Source organism: Methylobacterium sp. Leaf111, assembly GCF_001423285.1.
Taxonomy (GTDB): Bacteria; Pseudomonadota; Alphaproteobacteria; order Rhizobiales; family Beijerinckiaceae; genus Methylobacterium.
The window spans coordinates 64454-84103 of record NZ_LMNE01000002.1 but is presented as its reverse complement, the minus strand read 5'-3'; the positions used below and the strand labels follow the sequence as shown (position 1 = coordinate 84103).

The 19650-nt window shown below is 69.9% G+C and carries 15 protein-coding genes; 11 read left to right on the top strand and 4 right to left on the bottom strand.

Annotation, left to right across the window (positions count from 1 at the left end):
- Positions 1-27 precede the first annotated feature (27 nt).
- The 7 genes from ASF41_RS04870 to ASF41_RS04840 all read left to right on the top strand — a co-directional run bounded on the left by ASF41_RS04870 (position 28) and on the right by ASF41_RS04840 (position 7753).
- On the top strand, positions 28-1593 hold the full coding sequence (locus tag ASF41_RS04870) for an efflux transporter outer membrane subunit (protein WP_082504045.1): 1566 nt from the start codon (positions 28-30) through the stop codon (positions 1591-1593).
- A 225-nt stretch (positions 1594-1818) separates the two neighbouring features.
- Positions 1819-4557, top strand: a complete 2739-nt coding sequence (gyrA, locus tag ASF41_RS04865) for a DNA gyrase subunit A (protein WP_056221014.1) — start codon at positions 1819-1821, stop codon at positions 4555-4557.
- Between the two features lie 127 nt (positions 4558-4684).
- The gene (gene coaD, locus ASF41_RS04860; protein WP_056221017.1) at positions 4685-5185 is read left to right on the top strand and encodes a pantetheine-phosphate adenylyltransferase; all 501 of its coding nucleotides are present in this window, start codon (positions 4685-4687) and stop codon (positions 5183-5185) included.
- A gap of 49 nt (positions 5186-5234) precedes the next feature.
- A complete protein-coding gene (locus tag ASF41_RS04855) occupies positions 5235-5780 on the top strand; it encodes a peptidylprolyl isomerase (protein WP_056221289.1) in 546 nt (181 codons plus the stop codon).
- 1 nt (position 5781) lies between these two features.
- On the top strand, positions 5782-6270 hold the full coding sequence (locus ASF41_RS04850; RefSeq protein WP_407067258.1) for a hypothetical protein: 489 nt from the start codon (positions 5782-5784) through the stop codon (positions 6268-6270).
- 4 nt (positions 6271-6274) lie between these two features.
- Positions 6275-6733: a peptidylprolyl isomerase gene (locus ASF41_RS04845; protein WP_056221020.1), complete on the top strand. Its 459-nt coding sequence runs from the start codon at positions 6275-6277 to the stop codon at positions 6731-6733.
- A 117-nt stretch (positions 6734-6850) separates the two neighbouring features.
- Positions 6851-7753, top strand: a complete 903-nt coding sequence (locus ASF41_RS04840) for an EamA family transporter (protein ID WP_056491362.1) — start codon at positions 6851-6853, stop codon at positions 7751-7753.
- A gap of 4 nt (positions 7754-7757) precedes the next feature.
- On the opposite strand, the gene mobA is transcribed toward ASF41_RS04840, so the two are convergent.
- Positions 7758-8378, bottom strand: coding sequence for a molybdenum cofactor guanylyltransferase MobA (gene mobA, locus ASF41_RS04835; RefSeq protein ID WP_056221026.1), 621 nt, complete (start codon positions 8376-8378; stop codon positions 7758-7760).
- 5 nt (positions 8379-8383) lie between these two features.
- Entirely contained in the window at positions 8384-9529 is a 1146-nt protein-coding gene (locus ASF41_RS04830; RefSeq protein ID WP_056491359.1) for an Mrp/NBP35 family ATP-binding protein, read from the bottom strand.
- Positions 9530-9886: 357 nt separating this feature from the next.
- Between ASF41_RS04830 and ASF41_RS04825 the strand changes: the two genes are divergently transcribed.
- Together ASF41_RS04825 and ASF41_RS04820 are read left to right on the top strand one after the other, a co-directional pair.
- The gene (locus ASF41_RS04825) at positions 9887-11260 is read left to right on the top strand and encodes a diguanylate cyclase (protein WP_056491356.1); all 1374 of its coding nucleotides are present in this window, start codon (positions 9887-9889) and stop codon (positions 11258-11260) included.
- A 65-nt stretch (positions 11261-11325) separates the two neighbouring features.
- Complete coding sequence (locus tag ASF41_RS04820) at positions 11326-11829, top strand: pyridoxamine 5'-phosphate oxidase family protein (RefSeq protein WP_056491346.1); 504 nt, start codon at positions 11326-11328, stop codon at positions 11827-11829.
- 291 nt (positions 11830-12120) lie between these two features.
- Here ASF41_RS04820 and ASF41_RS04815 read toward each other — a convergent pair whose 3' ends face one another.
- Positions 12121-14283 (bottom strand): molybdopterin-dependent oxidoreductase, encoded by a 2163-nt coding sequence (locus ASF41_RS04815; RefSeq protein ID WP_056491344.1) that lies wholly within the window; start codon positions 14281-14283, stop codon positions 12121-12123.
- Between the two features lie 424 nt (positions 14284-14707).
- Here ASF41_RS04815 and pncB point away from each other — a divergent pair, with 424 nt between their 5' ends.
- On the top strand, positions 14708-16000 hold the full coding sequence (gene pncB, locus ASF41_RS04810) for a nicotinate phosphoribosyltransferase (RefSeq protein ID WP_056491341.1): 1293 nt from the start codon (positions 14708-14710) through the stop codon (positions 15998-16000).
- Between the two features lie 36 nt (positions 16001-16036).
- Here pncB and ASF41_RS26410 read toward each other — a convergent pair whose 3' ends face one another.
- Positions 16037-17053: a methyl-accepting chemotaxis protein gene (locus ASF41_RS26410; protein ID WP_082504040.1), complete on the bottom strand. Its 1017-nt coding sequence runs from the start codon at positions 17051-17053 to the stop codon at positions 16037-16039.
- 585 nt (positions 17054-17638) lie between these two features.
- Here ASF41_RS26410 and ASF41_RS04800 point away from each other — a divergent pair.
- Positions 17639-19591 carry an AI-2E family transporter gene (locus ASF41_RS04800; protein ID WP_082504038.1) on the top strand — a complete coding sequence of 651 codons (1953 nt, stop codon included), beginning with the start codon at positions 17639-17641 and terminating at the stop codon, positions 19589-19591.
- Positions 19592-19650 lie beyond the last annotated feature (59 nt).

Below are 19650 nucleotides of genomic sequence, written 5' to 3'. Positions count from 1 at the left end.
AGGACGGCGACAGGATTCCTTGGCACCATGGTGGCATCCCCCCAGAACGCGGCGCCCGCCGGCCGGGGCCGGAGGTCGCGCCGTCTCCGGGACGGCCTGCTCGTCATGGCGGTCACGGGCCTCGGGGGGTGCGTCGTCGGCCCGGATTACGTGCCGCCGGCCGATCCGCCGGTCACCCGCTACACCCGCGAGCCCCTGCGCAACCCCACCGCCGCCGACACCATCCGCACCGCCCATGGCGGCTCCGCCGACCAGACCTTCGTCTCCGGGGCCGACGTGCCGGGCCAGTGGTGGACCCTCTTCCACTCCCCCGCCCTCGACCGCCTCGTGGCCGAGGCGCTCGCCAACAACCCGAACCTCGACGCCGCGCAGGCTTCGCTCCGGATCGCGCAGGAGAACGTCGAGGCGCAGCGCGGCACCCTGTTCCCGGTGGTCGGCGCCAACGGCCTCGGCTCGCGCCAGAAGGCCCCCGGCGGTGCCCTGCAGGGGCCGCTCAACGACACCCGGCAGCTGTTCTACAGCCTCTACACGCCGCAGGTGACGGTCTCGTTCACCCCCGACGTGTTCGGCGGCAACCAGCGCCAGATCGAATCCCTGGAGGCGCAGGCCGAGAACCAGCGCTTCCAGCTCGAGGCGACCTACCTCACCCTGACCACGAACGTCGTGCTGGCGGCGATCCAGGAGGCGTCGCTGCGCGCCCAGATCGACGCCACTCGCAAGGTGATCCAGGCCCAGACCGAGGTCCTCAACCTCTACAACAAGCAGCTTTCGCTCGGGCAGATCGCCGGGGCCGACGTGGTGGTGCAGCAGGCCGCCCTCTCGGTCTCGATGCAGCTGCTGCCGCCCCTAGAGAAGCAGCTCGCCCAGCAGCGCAACCTGCTCACGGCCCTGGTCGGGCGCCTGCCGAGCGAGGAGATCGCGCCGACCTTCACCCTGGCTTCCCTGCGCCTGCCCACCAACCTGCCGGTGAGCCTGCCGTCGCGCCTCGTGCAGCAACGCCCGGACGTGAAGGCGGCGGAGGCCAACGTCCAGCAGGCCAGCGCGGCGGTGGGGGTCGCGGTGGCCAATCGCCTGCCGCAGTTCACCATCACCGCCAATGGCGGCGCCAGCGCGGTGCGGATCGCGCAGCTCGCGACCTCGGCCGCCTCGTTCTACGGCATCGTCGGCACCGTGGCGCAGCCGGTCTTCGATGCCGGGACCCTGTTCCGGCGCCAGCGCGCCGCGGAGGAGACGCTGAACGAGGCCCAGGCCCAGTACCGGGCGGTGGTGATCGGCGCCTTCCAGAACGTCGCCGACACCCTGCGGGCGCTCCAGTCCGACGCCAGGGCGGTGGCGGCGGCCTCGGCCGCCGAGCGGGCCACCAACGAGAGCCTCGGCCTCATCCGCAAGCAATACGCGGCCGGTGCCCTGAACAGCGCGCAGGTGCTGATCGCCCAGCAATCCTACCTCTCGGCCCTCGTCACCTCGGCGTGCGCGCGCGCAAACCAGTATGCCGACACCGCCGCCCTGTTCCAGGCGCTCGGCGGCGGTTGGTGGAACCGGGCCGACGTGAAGCCGGCCCCGCCGAGCGCGGACCCGGCGAAGTTCCTCTAGGAAGCCGGGCGCGCAGGGAGTTCCAGCCGCGCGGGCAAACCGTTCGTTACCAGGGGGTTAAGCCGCGATTTGTTGGCCTGGGCCGGCGAGATGCGCTATAGGTTTGGGCAGGACATCGCACGGTCCGGCTGAGCGGCCGGAGACGCGCGCGACAACGCCGTGAGCGAGCGGAGCCGACACGGGCCGCCCTTGCTCCGGACCCCGGACAGGTAGAGACCGAAGACCTTGGCAGAGAACGACATTCCGGGTGCCGGCACGCCGCCGCCCGCCTCCGACATCAAGCCCGTCTCCATCACCGACGAGATGAAGCGCTCCTACCTCGATTACGCCATGAGCGTGATCGTGAGCCGGGCGCTGCCGGACGCGCGCGACGGCCTCAAGCCCGTGCACCGGCGCATCCTCTACGCGGCCTACGAGAGCGGGCACCTGCCCGAGCGCAAATACGTCAAGTCCGCCCGCATCGTCGGCGACGTGATCGGTCTCTACCACCCGCACGGCGACCAATCGATCTACGACGCCTTGGTCCGCATGGCGCAGGACTTCTCGATGCGCCTGATGCTCATCGACGGGCAGGGCAATTTCGGCTCCGTGGACGGCGATCCGGCGGCGGCCATGCGCTACACCGAATCGCGCCTGGCCAAGCCGGCCAACGCGCTCCTGGCCGACATCGACAAGAACACCGTCGACTTCCAGCCGAACTACGACGAGTCGCGCGAGGAGCCGACCGTCCTGCCGGCGCGCTTCCCCAATCTCCTCGTCAACGGCGCCGGCGGCATCGCGGTGGGCATGGCCACCAACATCCCGCCGCACAATCTCGGCGAGCTGATCGACGCCTGCGTCGCGCTCATCGACGATCCCGGCCTGTCGATCGAGCAGCTCACCGAGTACGTGCCCGGTCCCGACTTCCCCACCGGCGGCTCGATCCTCGGCCGGGCCGGCACCCGCCAGGCCTACGCCACGGGTCGCGGCTCGATCATCATGCGGGCGAAGTCCCACGTCGAGGAGCTGCGCAAGGAGCGCGAGGCGCTGATCTTCACCGAGATCCCGTATCAGGTGAACAAGGCGACGCTGATGGAGAAGATCGCCGAGCTGGTGAAGGAGAAGCGCGTCGAGGGCATCTCCGACCTGCGCGACGAGTCCGACCGCGACGGCATGCGCATCGTCGTCGAGATCAAGCGCGACGCCATGGCGGACGTGGTGCTGAACCAGCTCTACCGCTTCACGCCCCTGCAGTCGTCCTTCGGCTGCAACATGGTGGCGCTGAACGGCGGCCGCCCCGAGCTGATGAACCTCAAGGACCTGCTCCAGGCCTTCGTGGATTTCCGCGAAGAGGTGGTGTCCCGGCGGACCAAGTTCCTCCTCAACAAGGCTCGCGAGCGCGCCCACGTCCTGTGCGGCCTCGCCATCGCGGTGGCCAACATCGACGAGGTGATCCGCCTGATCCGGACCTCGCCCGATCCCAACACCGCCCGCGACGCGCTGATGGCGCGCGACTGGCCGGCCCACGACATCGCGCCGCTGATCGCCCTCGTGGACGATCCGCGCCACCGGGTCTCGGACGACGGCACCTACCGCCTCTCCGAGGTGCAGGCCCGCGCCATCCTGGATCTCCGCCTGCAGCGCCTCACCGCTCTCGGCCGCGACGAGATCGGCGACGAACTGAAGAAGCTCGCCGACGAGATCGCCGACTACCTCGACATCCTGCGTTCGCGCCTGCGCATCATGGGCATCGTCAAGGAGGAGTTCGCGGAGGTCCGCGAGGCCTACGCTACCCCGCGCCGCACCGTCATCCTCGACTGGGATTCGAACGTCGAGGACGAGGACCTGATCCAGCGCGAGGACATGGTCGTCACCGTGTCCCATGCGGGCTACGTCAAGCGCGTGCCGCTCTCGACCTACCGGGCCCAGCGCCGCGGCGGCAAGGGCCGCTCCGGCATGGCGACCCGCGACGAGGATTTCGTCACCCGCCTGTTCGTGGCCAACACCCATACGCCGGTGCTGTTCTTCTCGAACCAGGGCCAGGTCTACAAGGAGAAGGTCTGGCGCCTGCCGATGGCGGCGCCGAACGCCCGCGGCAAGGCGCTGGTCAACATCCTGTCGATGGATGCCGGCACCGAGCGCATCACCACCATCATGCCGTTGCCCGAGGACGAGGCCTCCTGGGAGACCCTCGACGTCATGTTCGCCACGGCGAGCGGCAGCGTGCGCCGGAACAAGCTCTCGGATTTCGTCCAGGTGAACCGCGCCGGCAAGATCGCCATGAAGCTCGATGCGGGCGACCACATCGTCCACGTGGAGATCTGCCGTGCCGACCAGAACGTGCTGCTCACCACGCAGGCCGGCCAGTGCATCCGCTTCCCCGTCGAGGACGTCCGAGTCTTCAAGGGCCGCGATTCCACCGGCGTGCGCGGCATCAGCCTGGGCAAGGACGACCGCGTCATCTCGATGACGATCCTCAACGCCTTCGACGCCTCGCCCGAGGAGCGGGCGGGCTACCTCAAGATGCGCCGCGCCGTGATCGGCGACGGGGTCGAGGGCGAGGAGACGGCGAGTCCGGAGGCGGAGGAGGGGGTGGCCGAGGCCACCGCCATCTCCCTCGAGCGCTACAACGAGATGGGCGCCAACGAGCAGTTCGTCCTCACCCTCTCCGAGCGCGGCTTCGGCAAGCGGACCTCGTCCTACGAGTACCGGACCTCGGGCCGCGGCGGCAAAGGCATCACGGCGATGCGGGTCAATGCCCGCAACGGCCACCTCGTGGCCTCCTTCCCGGTCCAACCCTCCGACCAGATCATGCTGGTCACCGATGGCGGCCAGCTCATCCGCGTGCCGGTGGACGACATCCGCATCGTCGGCCGCGCCTCGCAGGGCGTGACGGTGTTCAACACGGAGAAGACCGAGAAGGTCGTGTCCGTCGAGCACATCGAGGGCGAGGACGAGAGCGAGGGCGGCGACGAGGCCGCGTAAGGCCGATCGCACCCCGTCAAGCGGACGGCCCCGCGGCCGTCCGCATCCCAGGGCGCGGGGGTTAGCCCGTTTTCGTGCCGGGGCCGGAGGTTCCGTTTCGGGTCGAAATGCTCTACCCCGGGCCGCGATGATCCGCACCGCCCTCTATGCCGGCTCGTTCGACCCGGTCACGAACGGACACCTCGACGTCATCCGTCAGGCGTGCCGGCTCGTGCAGACTCTCGTCATCGCGATCGGCGTGCATCCCGGCAAGGCGCCGATGTTCTCGCCCGAGGAGCGGGCGGAACTCCTGCGCGCCACCTGCGAGCCCCTGGCCGAGGCCGAGGGCACGGCGCTGACGATCGTGACCTTCGACGACCTCGCAGTGACCGCGGCCCGGCGGGTCGGCGCCAGCGTCTTCATCCGCGGCCTGCGCGACGGCACCGACCTCGACTACGAGATGCAGCTCGCCGGCATGAACGGTGCCATGGCGCCGGAGGTGCAGACCGTGTTCCTGCCCGCCTCCACCGGCGTCCGGCCGATCACCGCCACCCTCGTCCGCCAGATCGCCGCCATGGGCGGCGACGTCTCCCCCTTCGTGCCGCCGCTGGTGGCGACGCGCCTCGCGCAGCGCTTCCGGGCGGCCTGATCTCTCCTTCCACGACCAACGAAAGCATGCTGACCCCATGGCCTTTGGACTGAATCGCCGTATCGCCCTCCTCAGCCTCGCCGGTCTCCTCGCGACGGCGCCTGCAGCCTGGGCGGCGGACGACAACACGGTGTACCTCGACACCAAGGACGGCCGCGTCACCATCGAGCTGCGCCCGGAGATCGCGCCGAAGCACGTCGCCCAGCTCAAGACCCTGATCAAGCAGGGCTTCTACAACGGCCTCAAGTTCCACCGGGTGATGGACGGCTTCATGGCCCAGACCGGAGACCCGAAGGGCAACGGCACCGGCGGCTCCAGCCTGCCGAACATCCCGGCCGAGTTCTCGCCGGCGCCGTTCAAGCGCGGCACCGTCGGCATGGCCCGCTCGTCCGACCCGAACTCCGCCAACTCGCAGTTCTTCATCTGCCTCGGCGACGCCCCCTTCCTCAACGGGCAGTACACCGTGGTCGGCCTCGTCTCCTCGGGCATGGAAGCCGTCGACGCGATCAAGAAGGCGGCCCCCGGCGCGCCGGGCGGGGCGGTGCAGAACCCCGACAAGATCGTGAAGATGCAGATGGCGCAGGGAGCCAAGTAGTTTGCGGGGCGGCGTCCAGCTCGGAGCTCTCGCGGCGCTCGTCGCCGTAGGGCTCCCCGCGTGGGCGGCGCCCTCCACGGGCCCGCTGACCCTTCCGGAAACCCTGCGCGGCACGGTCCGGGTTCCCCTGGAGCAAGGCCCGCTGGGCGGCCTGGCCGAGAGCGCGAAACCGGCCGACACCCTGCGAGACCTCTATCCCACCCTCGCGGCCTGCTGGGAGGCCCCCCGGGGATTGTCCCGCTCGGCCCAGGCCGAGATCACCACCCGCTTCGCACTTCGGCGGGACGGCAGCGTCCTCGGGACGCCGCGCGTGACCTTCTCGGCCCCGAATTCAGACCCCCGCGCCCATCGCATCCTCGCGGATGCGACCCTGGCGGCGATCCGGCGCTGCACGCCAGCCCGGATCACCCCCGACCTCGGCGCGGCCATCGCGGGGCGCCCCATCGCGCTCCGCTTCATCTACCAAGGACCTAAGGGAAAAGGAGTCTAAACCCATGGCAGAGACCGAGACCATCATCCTGGAGACCACCAAGGGCCGCGTCGTGATCGGACTTCGCGCCGACCTCGCCCCCAACCATGTCGAGCGCCTGAAGACGCTCGCCGCCCAGGGCTTCTACGACGGCGTGCCGTTCCACCGCGTGATCGACGGCTTCATGGCCCAGACCGGCGACCCGACCGGCACGGGATCGGGCGGCTCCGATCTCCCTGACCTTAATGCCGAGTTCAACGCCGAGCCGCACGTGCGCGGCACCTGCTCGATGGCGCGCACCAACTTCCCGCACTCGGCCAATTCGCAGTTCTTCATCTGCTTCGGCGATGCCCGCTTCCTCGACAAGCAGTATACCGTCTGGGGCAAGGTCGTGGAGGGCATGGACGTGGTCGACACCCTGAACAAGGGCGAGCCGCCGCGCTCGCCCGACAAGATCGTCAAGGCGACCGTCGGCGCCGCCTGATCCGACTCGCTCGATCCGCGTTCGAGGGAAGTGTCCGCGCAAAGGTGCGGACACTTCTTTCGTTTCAAGGCCCGCCACGCCTAGGCAGGGCCCTCGCCAATTGGGACATGGCGGCCCATGACCGGCACGCTTCCGCTTCGCGACATCCTCCTCGCCCTGGCGGTGGTGGCGGTCTGGGGCACGAACTTCGTGGTGATCCGGATCGGGCTCGACCACCTGCCGCCGCTGCTGTTCGCCGCCCTGCGCTTCGTGCTCGCCGCCCTGCCGGGCGTGTTCCTGCTGCCTCGCCCGACAGTCCCCTGGCGCAACCTCTCCGCCTACGGCCTGCTGATCGGGGCCGGACAGTTCGGCCTGCTCTTCATCGCCCTGCGCGGCCACATCGCCCCCGGCCTCGCCTCCCTGGTGATCCAGATTCAGGTCTTCGTCACCATCGGCCTGTCGATGCGACTGACCGGGGAGCGGGTGTCCGGCCCGCAATGGGCGGCCCTCGGCCTCGCCGCGGCCGGGCTCGCCGTCATCGCCGCCCATACCGACGCCGCGACGACGCCCTTCGGCCTCGGGCTCGTGGTCTGCGCCGCCTTGAGCTGGGCGGGCGGAAACATGGCGGCCAAGCGCAGCGGGGCGCGGGCGATGCTGCCCTACGTCGTTTGGGCGAGCCTGTTCTCGGCGCCCCCGCTTCTCGCTGCCTCGGTCCTCCTCGAAGGCTGGGACGCCATCCGCAACGGCCTCCTGCGGGCCGACCTGACGACCTGGGCCGCGGTGGTGTGGCAGTCCGTCGGCAATACGATGTTCGGCTACGCGATCTGGGGCTGGCTGCTCGCGCGCCACCCCGCCGCCCAGATCACCCCGATGGCCCTGCTGGTGCCGGTCTTCGGCATGGGGGCCTCGGCCGTCTGGCTCGGGGAGCCGCTGCCGGCCTGGAAGCTCGCCGCCGCCGGCCTCGTCCTCGGCGGCCTCGCCCTCGGGCTGCTCTCTCCGCGCTGGCGGGCGCGCGCCGCGGTCGAGAGCACCCCGCCCTGAGGCGTCAGGCGTCGTCGTTCCCGCCAAGCCGGGCCTCGGCCGCCGCCAGATCCTCCGGCGCGTTGATGTTGGCGAAGGGGTCCGCGGGCTCCGATGGCCAGGACACCGCCACCGCGCCGTGGCGCCTCAGAAAGCCGCCGACCCGGCGCTCGCCGCGGGCCACCAGGGCCTCGCGCAGGTCCGCCCGCAGGGCCACCGGCCAGAGCGCCACGGTGAAGTGCTCGCGCCCGCCCGACGCCGCCATGGCGATGACGCCCTCCCGCCCGGCCGCTTCGGCGAGGCGGACGACGAGGTCGCGGGGCAGGAACGGCGCGTCGCCGGAGACGCTGGCCACGTGGCGCGTGGTCGGATGATGGATGGCCGCGTGGTCCAGCCCCGCGAGGATGCCGGCGAGCGGCCCCGGATTGTCCGGCACGCCATCGGGCACGATCGCACCCGGGAAATCCGGGAAGCGGCCCGGATCGCCGTTGGCGTTGAGGATCACGCCGGCGGCGCACTGGGGGGCGAAGCGGGCGAGCACCCGGTCGAGCAGGGTGCGGCCGCCGAGGGTGCGCAGGGGCTTGTCGCCTCCGCCCATGCGGCGCGCCAGCCCGCCGGCGAGGATCACGCCCAGCACCGGCGCCATCGCGGCTACTCGATGACGATGCGGGGAGCCGCCCGCGGCGCGGGACCGCCGGTCAGGTTGCCCCAGAGCTTGGCGGCGATGCCGCGATAAATCTGCGCGTGCGGCCCGTCCGGGTCCACCGCCACCACGGGGCGGCCGGCATCGGAGGTCTCGCGGATCGTCATGTTCAGCGGCACCTCGCCGAGGAACGGCACCTCCAGCCGCTCGGCCTCGGCGCGGGCGCCGCCATGCCCGAAGATGTGCGAGGCCGTGCCGCAATGGGGGCAGATGAAGGTCGCCATGTTCTCGATGACGCCGAGGATCGGCACCGCGACCTTGCGGAACATCGTCACGCCGCGGCGCGCGTCGATGAGGGCGAGATCCTGCGGGGTCGAGACGATGACCGCCCCGGAGAGCGGCGTCGCCTGCGCCATGGTGAGCTGGGCGTCGCCGGTGCCGGGGGGCATGTCGACCACGAGCACGTCGAGTTCGCCCCAGGCGACCTCGCGCAGCATCTGGGTGATGGCCGACTGGACCATGGGCCCGCGCCAGATCATCGCCGTCTCGGGCTCGATCAGAAAGCCGATCGACATGACCTTGATGCCGAACCCTTCCATCGGGGCCAGCAGCCGCTCCTCGATGACGCGGGGCTTCCCCGACAGGCCGAACAGCTTGGGCACCGAGGGGCCGTAGATGTCGGCATCGAGCAGGCCGACCTTGAGGCCCTGGGCCGAGAGGGCGAGCGCAAGGTTGCAGGCCGTAGTGGACTTGCCGACGCCGCCCTTGCCGGAGGCGACGGCCACGATGTGGCGCACGCCCGGAAGGGCCGGGCCGGTCCGCGGCAGCGGCGCGGCGGGACGGCCGGGGGCGGGCGGCTGCGGAGGGGCGGCTTGCGGGGCGTTCTGGGCCGGCTGGTTCGGGCCACGCTCGGAGGTCAGGCTGGCGAACACGCCCGAGACCCCCGGCGTCGCCAGGATCGCGCCCTCGGCCCGGCGCCGGATCGGCTCGAAGCGCTCGGCCTCGCTGGGGTCGATCAGGATGGAGAACATCACACGGTTGGTCGGATCCACCACCACCTGGGACAGGCGCCCGGAGGCGGGCAGGGTGGTGCCCGCGGCATCGACGGTCACCGTCGAGAGCACCTTCAGCACGTCGTCACGGGTGATCGCCAAGGTTCGGGCTCCTGCCCGCGTCCGGCCGGAGGGCCAAGGCGCGGCGACAAACGGGGGATCGCGGACGCTGCGGCCTCGGCCGGCCCACCCGCGACGAACCCATGCGACAGCACAGGCGGTGCCGGAGTGCAAGCGCTTCCCTGATCTGCCGGGGGCGAGACCCCTGGTCGCGGCGGGGGCCGGAACATGTCGGGACGGGGCGCCGCACCCGGGGTTTCCACGGAGGCGTTCAGGTTTCGCTAGGCATGAGTCGACGGGACGGCCGCGGTTTTGGGTCCGCGCGGCCCGCCGCAACGTTCGATGCAACACAAAGAGACCGCCCGGCGGCGGTCTCGCCCGTTGCAGGAACGCTCATTCGTGTACGCCTGGATCCGATACAGGTTTTCCGACCCCGCGCGGCCATCGAGACGGCACCCGCGCGGCGACGTCGCTCAAGGCGACCTGACCATAAGCCCGTATCTCCTGCGGTTCTCCCGGCCCGTCTCGGCCCGCTACGAAATCGATACCGGCCGGGAACGGGCGCTCCATCTGCGCCGGACGATCCTCATCGGCCTCGTCTTCCACAACGCCTACAACCTCACCACCGCCCTGCTGATGCCGGGCATGCTGCCCCTGGCGATCGGCCTGCGGCTGTTCCTGGTCACGCCCCTCGGCCTGCTGCTCGCCTGGTCCGTCACCCGGATGCCGGGGCCGCGGCGCGAGCGCATGGTCACCGCCACGATGCTGCTGGTGACGGCGGTGCCGATCCTGCTGTTCAGCCTGGAGCGGGAGACGATGAGCGCCATCTGCTACATCGAGTACCCGCTCATGATGGTGTTCGCCACCATGATGCTGGTGCTGCGCTTCCCCCATGCGCTCCTCCTCACCGGCCTCAGCGCGGCGGCCTCGTTCGCGAGCATCGCCCTGCGCACGGATCTCGCCCCGGAGCTCGCCCTCTGCCTCGCGTTCCAGACCCTGGCGGGCGCCTTCTTCGTCCTCTACGGAAACCACCAGATCGAGGGCGTGCGCCGCCGGGCCTACCTCGTCTCCCTGCGCGAGATCCTGCGCTCGGCCGGCCTCGAGCAGGATCGCCGGGTCCTGACCGTACTATCGGAGACGGATGCCCTGACGGGCCTCGCCAACCGCCGCGCCCTCGATGCCGCCCTGGCCAGGACGGCCCGCCAGGCGCGGGGTACCGCCCTGCTGATGATCGACGTCGATCATTTCAAGCGCTTCAACGACGCCTACGGCCATCCGGCCGGCGATGCCTGCCTGCGCCGGATCGCGGAAGCCATCGCGGGGGAGACGCGCGGCGGACGCGACTGCGTCGCCCGCTACGGCGGTGAGGAGTTCTCCGTGCTCATGCGCGGATGCGACGCCCGGTCCGTCGCCCGGGTGGTCCGACGCCTGCGTGCCGGCATCGCAGGCTCGCAGATCCCGCACGTGGCCCGGGGCGACGGCCATCCCTTCGTCACCGTGAGCATCGGCGTCGCCGTGGTGCCAGCCGGACGGACGACCTCCCCGGCCGAACTCCTGGCCGAGGCGGATGCCGCCCTCTACGAGGCCAAGGGCCTGGGCCGGAACTGCCACGTGGTCCGGGTCATCGGCGACGCGGCCGTGATCCTCGATGACCGCCGCCTCGGCCGGCTCGGCGCGATGCGTCGCAAGCCCGCCCGGACGTCGCCCCCGGCCGCGCTCGCGCCGCCGGCGCCGGCCCGCCTCTCCGAAACCAATGCGGTCCTGGCTCGTTGAGCCCACGATCCGGTTGCTGATGATCGCGCCGGAAACCCTTTCGACGAGTTGGAGACTGCGATCCCATGCACCAGGGCAACCACCGCGACCACGAGGGCGCCAAGAAGCTGTTCGCCCTCATCAAGGACGTCAAGGTCGCGATGATGACCACCGCCGACCAGGACGGGAAGCTCTACAGCCGCCCGATGTGGTGCCAGGAGGCGGACGAGAACGGCGACCTGTGGTTCTTCACCAAGCTGCACTCCCCGAAGACCGCCGAGATCAGCAAGGACAACCAGATTAACCTCGCCTACTCGGATCCGTCGAGCCAGACCTACGTCTCGATCGCCGGCAAGGCCGAGATCGTCACCGACCAGGCGGCCATCAACGACAAGTGGAGCGAGAGCCTGAAGACCTGGTTCCCCAACGGGAAGGAGGATCCCGAGGTCGCCCTGCTGCGCGTCCATCCCGAGAAGGGCGAATACTGGGACAGCCCGAACGCCACGATGCTGCACATCTACGGCTACGTGAAGGCCGCGCTGACCGGCGAGTCGCCCAAGACCGAGACCAAGAAGGTCGACCTTGCCTGAATCGGACGCCCGTGTCGTACCGGAGGGCGGCGTGCCGAAGGGCGCGCCGCCCTCTTGGTTTGTAGGGTGCCGTCTGCGGACAGGCATCGCGCCGGAACGACGGCGTGGCCCGGCCTCATCCCGGGGGCGGGCAGGGGAGCCGCGCCGGGCCAACCGGCGACGGGCACGCGGGCTGCGTCCCTGCCGATTGCCGGGAAATCCGGCACGCGGGCTGCGGCGCGAAAGACAAGCGTCCCGTGGGACGCTTGCGCGCCTCGGTTCGAGGGGTCGCCCCGCTCGCCGGCGACGCCCTCAATTCGCCCGCGCGACCTCGACGAGATTGTCCGAGAAGGACGGTGCGTGGCCCATGTCGGTGAAGGCCCCCGACGAGATGCTGTTGACGGTCCCCTCGTTGAGTTGGCGCCAGTAGCCCAGCGTCGCGACCACGATGCCGGCCTTCACGTCGTCGGTGATGCGCGCCACGCCCTTGAAGGCGCCGCGATCGTTGGCGACCTGGACCCGGTCGCCGTCCCGGATGCCGCGGACATCGGCGTCGTGCTGGCTGATCATGACGAACTGCTCGCCCTGGCCCTTCTGCTTGTCCTCCATGTTGGCGTAGCAGGAGTTCAGGAAGTAGTGGCTCTTGGGCGAGACGATGTTGAGCGGGAAGCGCTTGGCCAGCTCCGGATCGTTGGTGTGGGACTCGCGCGGGCCCAGGTAGTCGGGCAGCGGGTCGAGAGCCTCGCCGGGCTGGAAGCCCTCGTACATCTGTCGGAACGGCGGGGCGACGAAGTTCGTGGCGCCCTCGACCATGAACATGCACTTCCCGGTCGGCGTCGGAAAGTTGCCTTCCTTGTGCGGGGCACGGTCGTCCGGCGTGCCGACCTTCAGGCGGGCGAAGCCGTGCTCGCGCATGTACTGGAGGTCGATACCCTCGCAGGCCGGTGCGTTCCAGTCGACGTAGTGCTCAAGGCACTCCGTGTCGGTCCACTTGAAGTTCTCTTCCTCGAAGCCGAGCTGGGCGGCGAGCTGACGGAAGATCTCGTTGTTCGGGATCGCCTCGCCGGGCGCGTCCGCACACTTGGTGTTGTAGGTCAGGTAGAGGTGGCCCCAGGACAGGATCATGTCCTCCATCTCCGCCCCCATCGTGGCCGGGAGCAGGATGTCGGCGTAGGAGGCGGTATCCGAGATGAAGTGCTCGGCGGAAACCATGAACAGGTCCTCGCGCATCAGCCCTTCGACGATCTTGTCGGTCTCGGGCGCCTGCGTGACCGGGTTCGAATTCCAGCACATCATCGACATGATTGGCGGATCGAGCTTCATCTCGCCGGTGAGCGCGCGTCCGATCTGCAGGTTGCTGACGACGCGGGTCCCCTCGGGGATCAGGTCGGGCCGGCACATGACGTCGAACTTGTAGGGGTGCTCCCAGACGCCGAACTGCGTGACGCCGCCGCCGACATGACGCCAAGCGCCCGTCAGGGCCGGGATGGACGACACCGCCCGGATGGTCTGGCCGCCGCCGTAATGTCGCTCCAGGGCCACGCCCATGCGGATGCCCACGGGCTGCTCGGTCGCCATCTCGCGGGCGAGCTTACGGATGTCCTCGGCGGAAACGCCGGTGATCTCGGCGGCCCACTCCGGCGTACGCGGAGCGGCCCGCTCCTTCAGCTCCTCGAAACCGACCGTGTAGTTGTCGACGTAGTCCTGGTCGACCAGGCCTTGCTCGATGATCGAGTTGATCAGCGCCATGGCAAGGGCGCCGTCCGTGCCGGGCTTCGGCGCGATGTGCCAGTCGGCCGCCTTGGCGGTACGTGAGGCGTAGGTGTCGATGACGACGACCTTCGCGCCCTTCTTCTGGGCGTCCTTGACGATGGCCCAGTGGTGCAAGTTCGTGCTGACCGAGTTGCAGGCCCAGATCACGATGTACTTGGAGTGGATGTAGCTGTCCGGGTCGAGGCCGGCGGTCGGGCCGACGGTGAGGAGCCACGCCGTGCAGGACCCCTCGCCGCAGAAGGTCCGCTCCATCACCGTGGCGCCCATCCGGTTGAAGAACGCATCGCCGCCGTTCAGCCCGTGCACGAGACCCTGGTTGCCGAGATAGCTGTAGGGCGCGATGGCCTGCGGCCCGTGCTGATCGATGATCGCCTTCCAGCGCGTCACGATGGTGTCGAGGGCCTCGTCCCAGGTGATGCGTTCGAACTGGTTGGAGCCCTTCGGCCCGACCCGCTTCATCGGGTAGAGAAGCCGGTCCGGGTGGTAGTGGCGCTTCTCGTAGTCCTTCAGCTTCACGCAGAGACCGCCCCGGGTCATCGGGTGATCCGGGTTGCCCCGAACCCCGATGAGTTCGCCGTCCTTCACCTCGAAGATCATCGAGCAGGTATCGGGGCAATCGTGCGGGCAGCCGCCGAAGAAGGTTTCGGTCAGGCTCTCGGCCTCAGCGACGATCAGGGAGTCGGGCTTGACGATCTCGTTCATGTGTCCTCCACGGCCGAGCGTCCCGTCTTATTGTTCCTGACGAGCCGGCCCGATGCCCGGGCAGGATGCACTCAAGTGCGAACAATTCCAAATTCCGTTTCGGCCAAGAATCCCGTTTCGGCCACGCATTCCATTTCGGTAAAGACGGGATCGCGCTCGGACCAAGATTTGCGTCCGCGCCGCGCTGCGAGGCGGCGAGGTCAGGTCGCGGGCAGTCGTTGAGAACCTACCCTCAGCGTGGAGCACCGGTGACGTGGATGCCGCCGCGGCACCCGCCATCGCCCGAACCGGCCGGGTCGCCGCCTCGCCCACAGCCGCCCCCCCAACCGCTTCGTGTCACCGATTGACTCGGCCCGCGGTGCCGTGCGCCTCTGCGGCCGCGCGGACGCCCGGGGGCGCCGCCTGAGGGGCCGTGATCCGAACCATGCTCGATCTTGCCACGCGGGTGTACAACCACAGCTTCAAGATCGACCCGATCGTCCGGTCCCTGCTCGACACGGACTTCTACAAGCTCCTGATGGCGCAGACGATCTTCCGCCGCCATCGCGACGCCCGCGTCACCTTCGGCATCCAGAACCGCTCGCGGCAGGTGCGGCTGGCCGCGTTCGTCGATGCCGGCGAGCTGCGCGAGCAGCTCGACCATGCCCGCGCGGTGCGCCTGAGCCGGGGCGAATCCACCTGGCTGCGCGGCAACACCTTCTACGGCCAGCGCCAGATGTTCTCGGCCGACTTCATGGACTGGCTGGAGGGCTTCCGCCTGCCGGACTACGAGCTGGAGGCGCGGGACGGGCAGTACGTCCTGACCTTCCACGGCCCCTGGCTCGAGACCACCATGTGGGAGGTGCCGGCCCTCGCCATCCTCAACGAGCTGCGCACGCGCGGCGTCGTGCGCCACCTCGGCAAGCTCGACCTGCAGGTGCTCTATGCCCGGGCCATGACCCGGGTCTGGGAGAAGATCGAGCGGCTGCAGCGCCTGCCCGGCCTGTCCATCGCGGATTTCGGGACCCGGCGCCGCCACGGCTTCCTGTGGCAGGACTGGTGCGTCGAGGCAATGCACGAGGCCCTGGGCGACCGCTTCCTCGGCACCTCGAACTGCCTCATCGCCCTGCGCCGCGAGGTCGAGGCGGTCGGCACCAACGCCCACGAGTTGCCGATGGTCTACGCGGCGCTGGCCGACGACGATGCGGGCCTCGCCCGCGCGCCCTACGCGGTACTGGCCGACTGGCAGCAGGACTACGCCGGTAACCTCCTGGTGATGCTGCCCGACACCTACGGCACCACGGGCTTCCTGGCGAATGCCCCCGAATGGATGAACGCCTGGACGGGCATCCGCATCGACTCGAAGGAGCCGATCGCGGGCGGCGAGGAGGCCATCGCCTGGTGGCGCTCCCGGGGCTCCGACCCGCGCGAAAAGCTCGCGATCTTCTCCGACGGGCTCGACATCGACACCATCGAGGCGATCCACGCCCATTTCCACGGCCGGATGCGGATCGGCTACGGCTGGGGCACACTGCTCACCAACGACTTCCGCGGCCTGGTGCCGGACGGCCGCCTCGACCCGATCTCCATCGTCTGCAAGGTGATCGCCGCCGACGGCCGGCCCACCGTGAAGATCTCCGACAACCCGTCGAAGGCGATCGGCCCGGCCGAGGAGATCAAGCGCTACACCCGCGTCTTCGGCGCCGCGGGGCAGGCCGCGATGCCGGTCCTGGTCTGAGCGCGCTCACTCCGGCGTCTGGACGATGACACCGTATCAGCCGAGGCCCGCATAGGTCTCGTAGCCCGGCGTGCGGTGGAAGGCGACGATCCGGCCGGTCCGGGGATCCTGGTCGGCGCCGCTCAGCCGCCCGCCGGCGGCCAGCGGCAGGGTTTCCTCCAGGACGCCGCACCCGTCCGAGGCGGCGATCACCCGGTTGCGCGCGTCGACGAGGAGCACGCGGGTTCGGGCCCGGTCCTCCTGCGCCACCCGCACGCCGTCGACGATGGCCCGGGCCTGGGCCTGGGCCTGCCAGTCGAAGTGGATCGCCAGGACGCCGATCGGCCCGGCCCGGCTGTCGCCGTCCGCGCGGACGCTCGCGCAGTAGGTCGCCACCTGCGCCCCGCCGAGACCGGGCTGCACCATGACGTCGGCGGCGACGTAGGCCTCCCCGTCGGGGAGGGCGGCGGCGCGCCGGAACCAGTCCTGGTCGGCGACGTTGCGGCCAATGAGGCCGGGATAGCGGTTGGGGCGTCCGTGGGCGATCACGTTGCCCTTCAGGTCGCAGAGCCAGAGGTCCAGGTAGACCGTGTAGGCGTCGAGGATGATGCCCAGCCGCCGGGTCGCGTGGGTGGCGGCTTCCGGGCTTGGTTCCGCCGCGCAGGCGACCAGGGCCGCGTCGGTGGCCCACCAGCGCACGTCGCAGGTGCGCTCGTAGAGGTTGCGGTCGATGAGTTCGACGGCGTTGAGCGCGAGGTCGATCAGCCGTTGGGTCTGGGACTCGTCGGCGAAGCTCCGGACCCGGACCTGGAGCCCGGCGATGCGGTTCGAGAGCTCGACCTCGAGGGCGCGGGCGACGGTCTCGACCTCGGCACCGATCGCACGCACCTCCTGCGCCACCACCGAGAAGCCGCGGCCCATCTCGCCGGCCCGGGAGGCCTCGATCAGGGCGTTGAGGGCGAGCATCTTCACCTGGCCGGTGATCGACTGGATGCGCCGGCTCTTGTCGGAGGCGATGCGCTGGAGCGCCGCGATCTCGGTGGCAATGCCCCGCAGGTTGGTGGCATCGGCCACGCCGGGTCCCGTGCCAGCATCACTCGCCGTGTCGTGCACACCTGCCTCCAGCCATCGTCGGACGGGCCCCGTCCCCTCGCTGTCGAACACCGTACGCAACCAAGCTTAGAGTTCCATTAAAACCAATCGCTGCGCCTGCACATCCCAAAATAGACTCCGAAATTATCTTATGGTTAGCGCAGGTATCCCAATGCAGACATAGAATTCGCGCACTCCAAGCACGTCTCCATGTGGCGTCGAACACGATCGGCCCATCCTCTTCGAGGCGCGAGCAGGTCAAACCGCCCTCGGCGCAAGACACGCCCGAGGATCGACGAAGCGCTCGTCCTCCCGCTGGCACCCGAACGTTCAGGATGACGGCGTCCAGGCGGACGGATACGCGTCAACCCCGGGCGTACGGCGCGAAGACCGGTGCGGCGCCACCGCTCAGCTATGCATCGGAGGCAGGCTCAACCCGCCTCGATCACGGTTTCGCGACGAGATGAACCCCCGGGAGGGATCGATTCGCGCGCGCGGGTCGTTCTCACCGCGTCAGTGCCGGCCTCGTCGGCGGCCCGCGCGTCGCGTCTCGAACACGGAATCGGAATGGCCCTGCGATCCCCCCCGAAGCCGTCCCTCGTCCCCCCGCGACCCACGCGCATCGCGGCCGCCGGCACGCCGACCCAGGCCGTGACGTCGCCGATCATCGTCGCCGCCCTGATCATGGTGGGACTGTATGTCGGCCGCGACGTCCTCATCCCGATCGCCATCGCGATCCTGCTCTCCTTCGTCCTCGGCCCCCTGGTGAACCTGCTGCGGCGCTGGCATTTCGGCCGCTTCCTCTCGGTGGCGGCCTCGGTCCTCCTGGCGCTGGGCACCGCCGCCGCCCTGGCGACGCTGATCGGCGTGCAGCTCGCCGACATCGCCAAGGACGTGCCGCGCTACCGCAGCACGATCGAGCGCAAGATCGAGGGCCTCAACGACACGCCCGCCGGGCGCCTGGCCGGCTACGTCGCCAGCATCGGCCGGACGATGCACGAGAGCCACGAGGAACCGAAGCCCGAAACCAAGCCGGAATCCCAGGCCAATCCGGCCCCGCCCGAGAAGGCGATCCTGGTGGAGGTCAAGGAGCGCGTGCCGGGACCGGTGACCATGGCGGGCACGCTGATCTCGCCCATCCTGCACCCCCTCGCCACCATCGGCATCGTCTTCGTGGTGCTGCTCTTCCTGCTGATGCAGCGGGAGGACTTGCGCGACCGGATGATCCGGCTCGCCGGCTCCAGCGACCTCCACCGCACCACCGTGGCGATGGACGACGCCGCCAAGCGCCTCAGCCGCTACTTCCTGGTCCAGCTCGGCCTCAACGCCTCTTTCGGCCTCGTGGTCGGGATCGGGCTGTACCTCCTCGGCGTGCCGAATCCCGTCCTGTGGGGCATCTTCTCGGCGCTGATGCGCTTCGTGCCCTATGTGGGCGCCTTCGTGTCGGCCCTGTTCCCCCTGGCGCTGGCCGCCGCGGTCGATCCCGGCTGGTCGATGGTGATCGGGACGCTGATCCTGTTCCTCATCCTCGAACCCCTGGTCGGGCACTTCATCGAGCCGATGCTCTACGGCCAGTCCACCGGCATGTCGCCCTTCGCGGTCCTGGTCTCGGCGCTGTTCTGGACCTGGCTCTGGGGACCCGTCGGCCTGCTCCTGTCCACGCCGCTGACGGTCTGCCTCGTGGTGCTTGGGCGCCACGTGGACAAGCTCGAATTCCTCGATGTCCTGTTCGGCGATCGGCCGGCCCTGACTCCGGTGGAGAACTTCTACCAGCGCATCCTGGCCGACGACCCGGAGGAGGCGCAGGAGCATGCCGACCTCATCCTGAAGACCTGCTCGCTCACCGCCTATTACGACGAGGTGGTGGTGAGGGGCCTCGAGCTCGCCGCCCGGGACGCCGCCCGCGGCGTGCTCACCACCGAGCAGAAGAACGACATCCGGGCCAGTGTCGGCGGACTGATCGAGGAGATGGCCGACCGCGACGACCTGCGCGGCGACACCGAGGCAAAGGCCGATCCCGACGCCCCGCGCCCGGACCCGGTGCCGGAAGCCTGGCGGCCCGACGGCACGGTGCTGTGCGTCGCCGGGCGCAGCTTCGTCGACGAGGCCGCCTGCGCGATCCTGGCCCAGCTCCTCGCCAAGCGCGGGATCGGCACCCGGGTGGTGCCGTTCGCCGACGTGGCACGGGCGCGGATCGACGCCTTCGATCCCGGCCCGGCAAAGCTCGTCTGCATCGTGTCGATGGCGATCAGCGGCGAGCCGACGCACCTGCGCCGGCTGGCCGACCGCCTGCACCGCAAGCTCCCGGGCGCCTGCTTCGTCCTCGGCCTGTGGCAGGCGGACGATGCCAGCCTCGACGAGGCGACCCGGCGCCGGGCGGTGGAGGCCGACATCCACGTGTCGTCCCTGAAGGCCGCCGTGGAGGCCGTCGTGGCCGCCGCGCACGGGACCCGTCGTCCGGCCGACGAACCGCCCGCGGTCGAGACAAAATTCGCCCCGGTCCAAACGATGCCGGTCTGACGGCACGGTTTTGGGCTTGACCTCCGCCCCCTCCCTCCGCTTCGCTCCCCGACCATCCC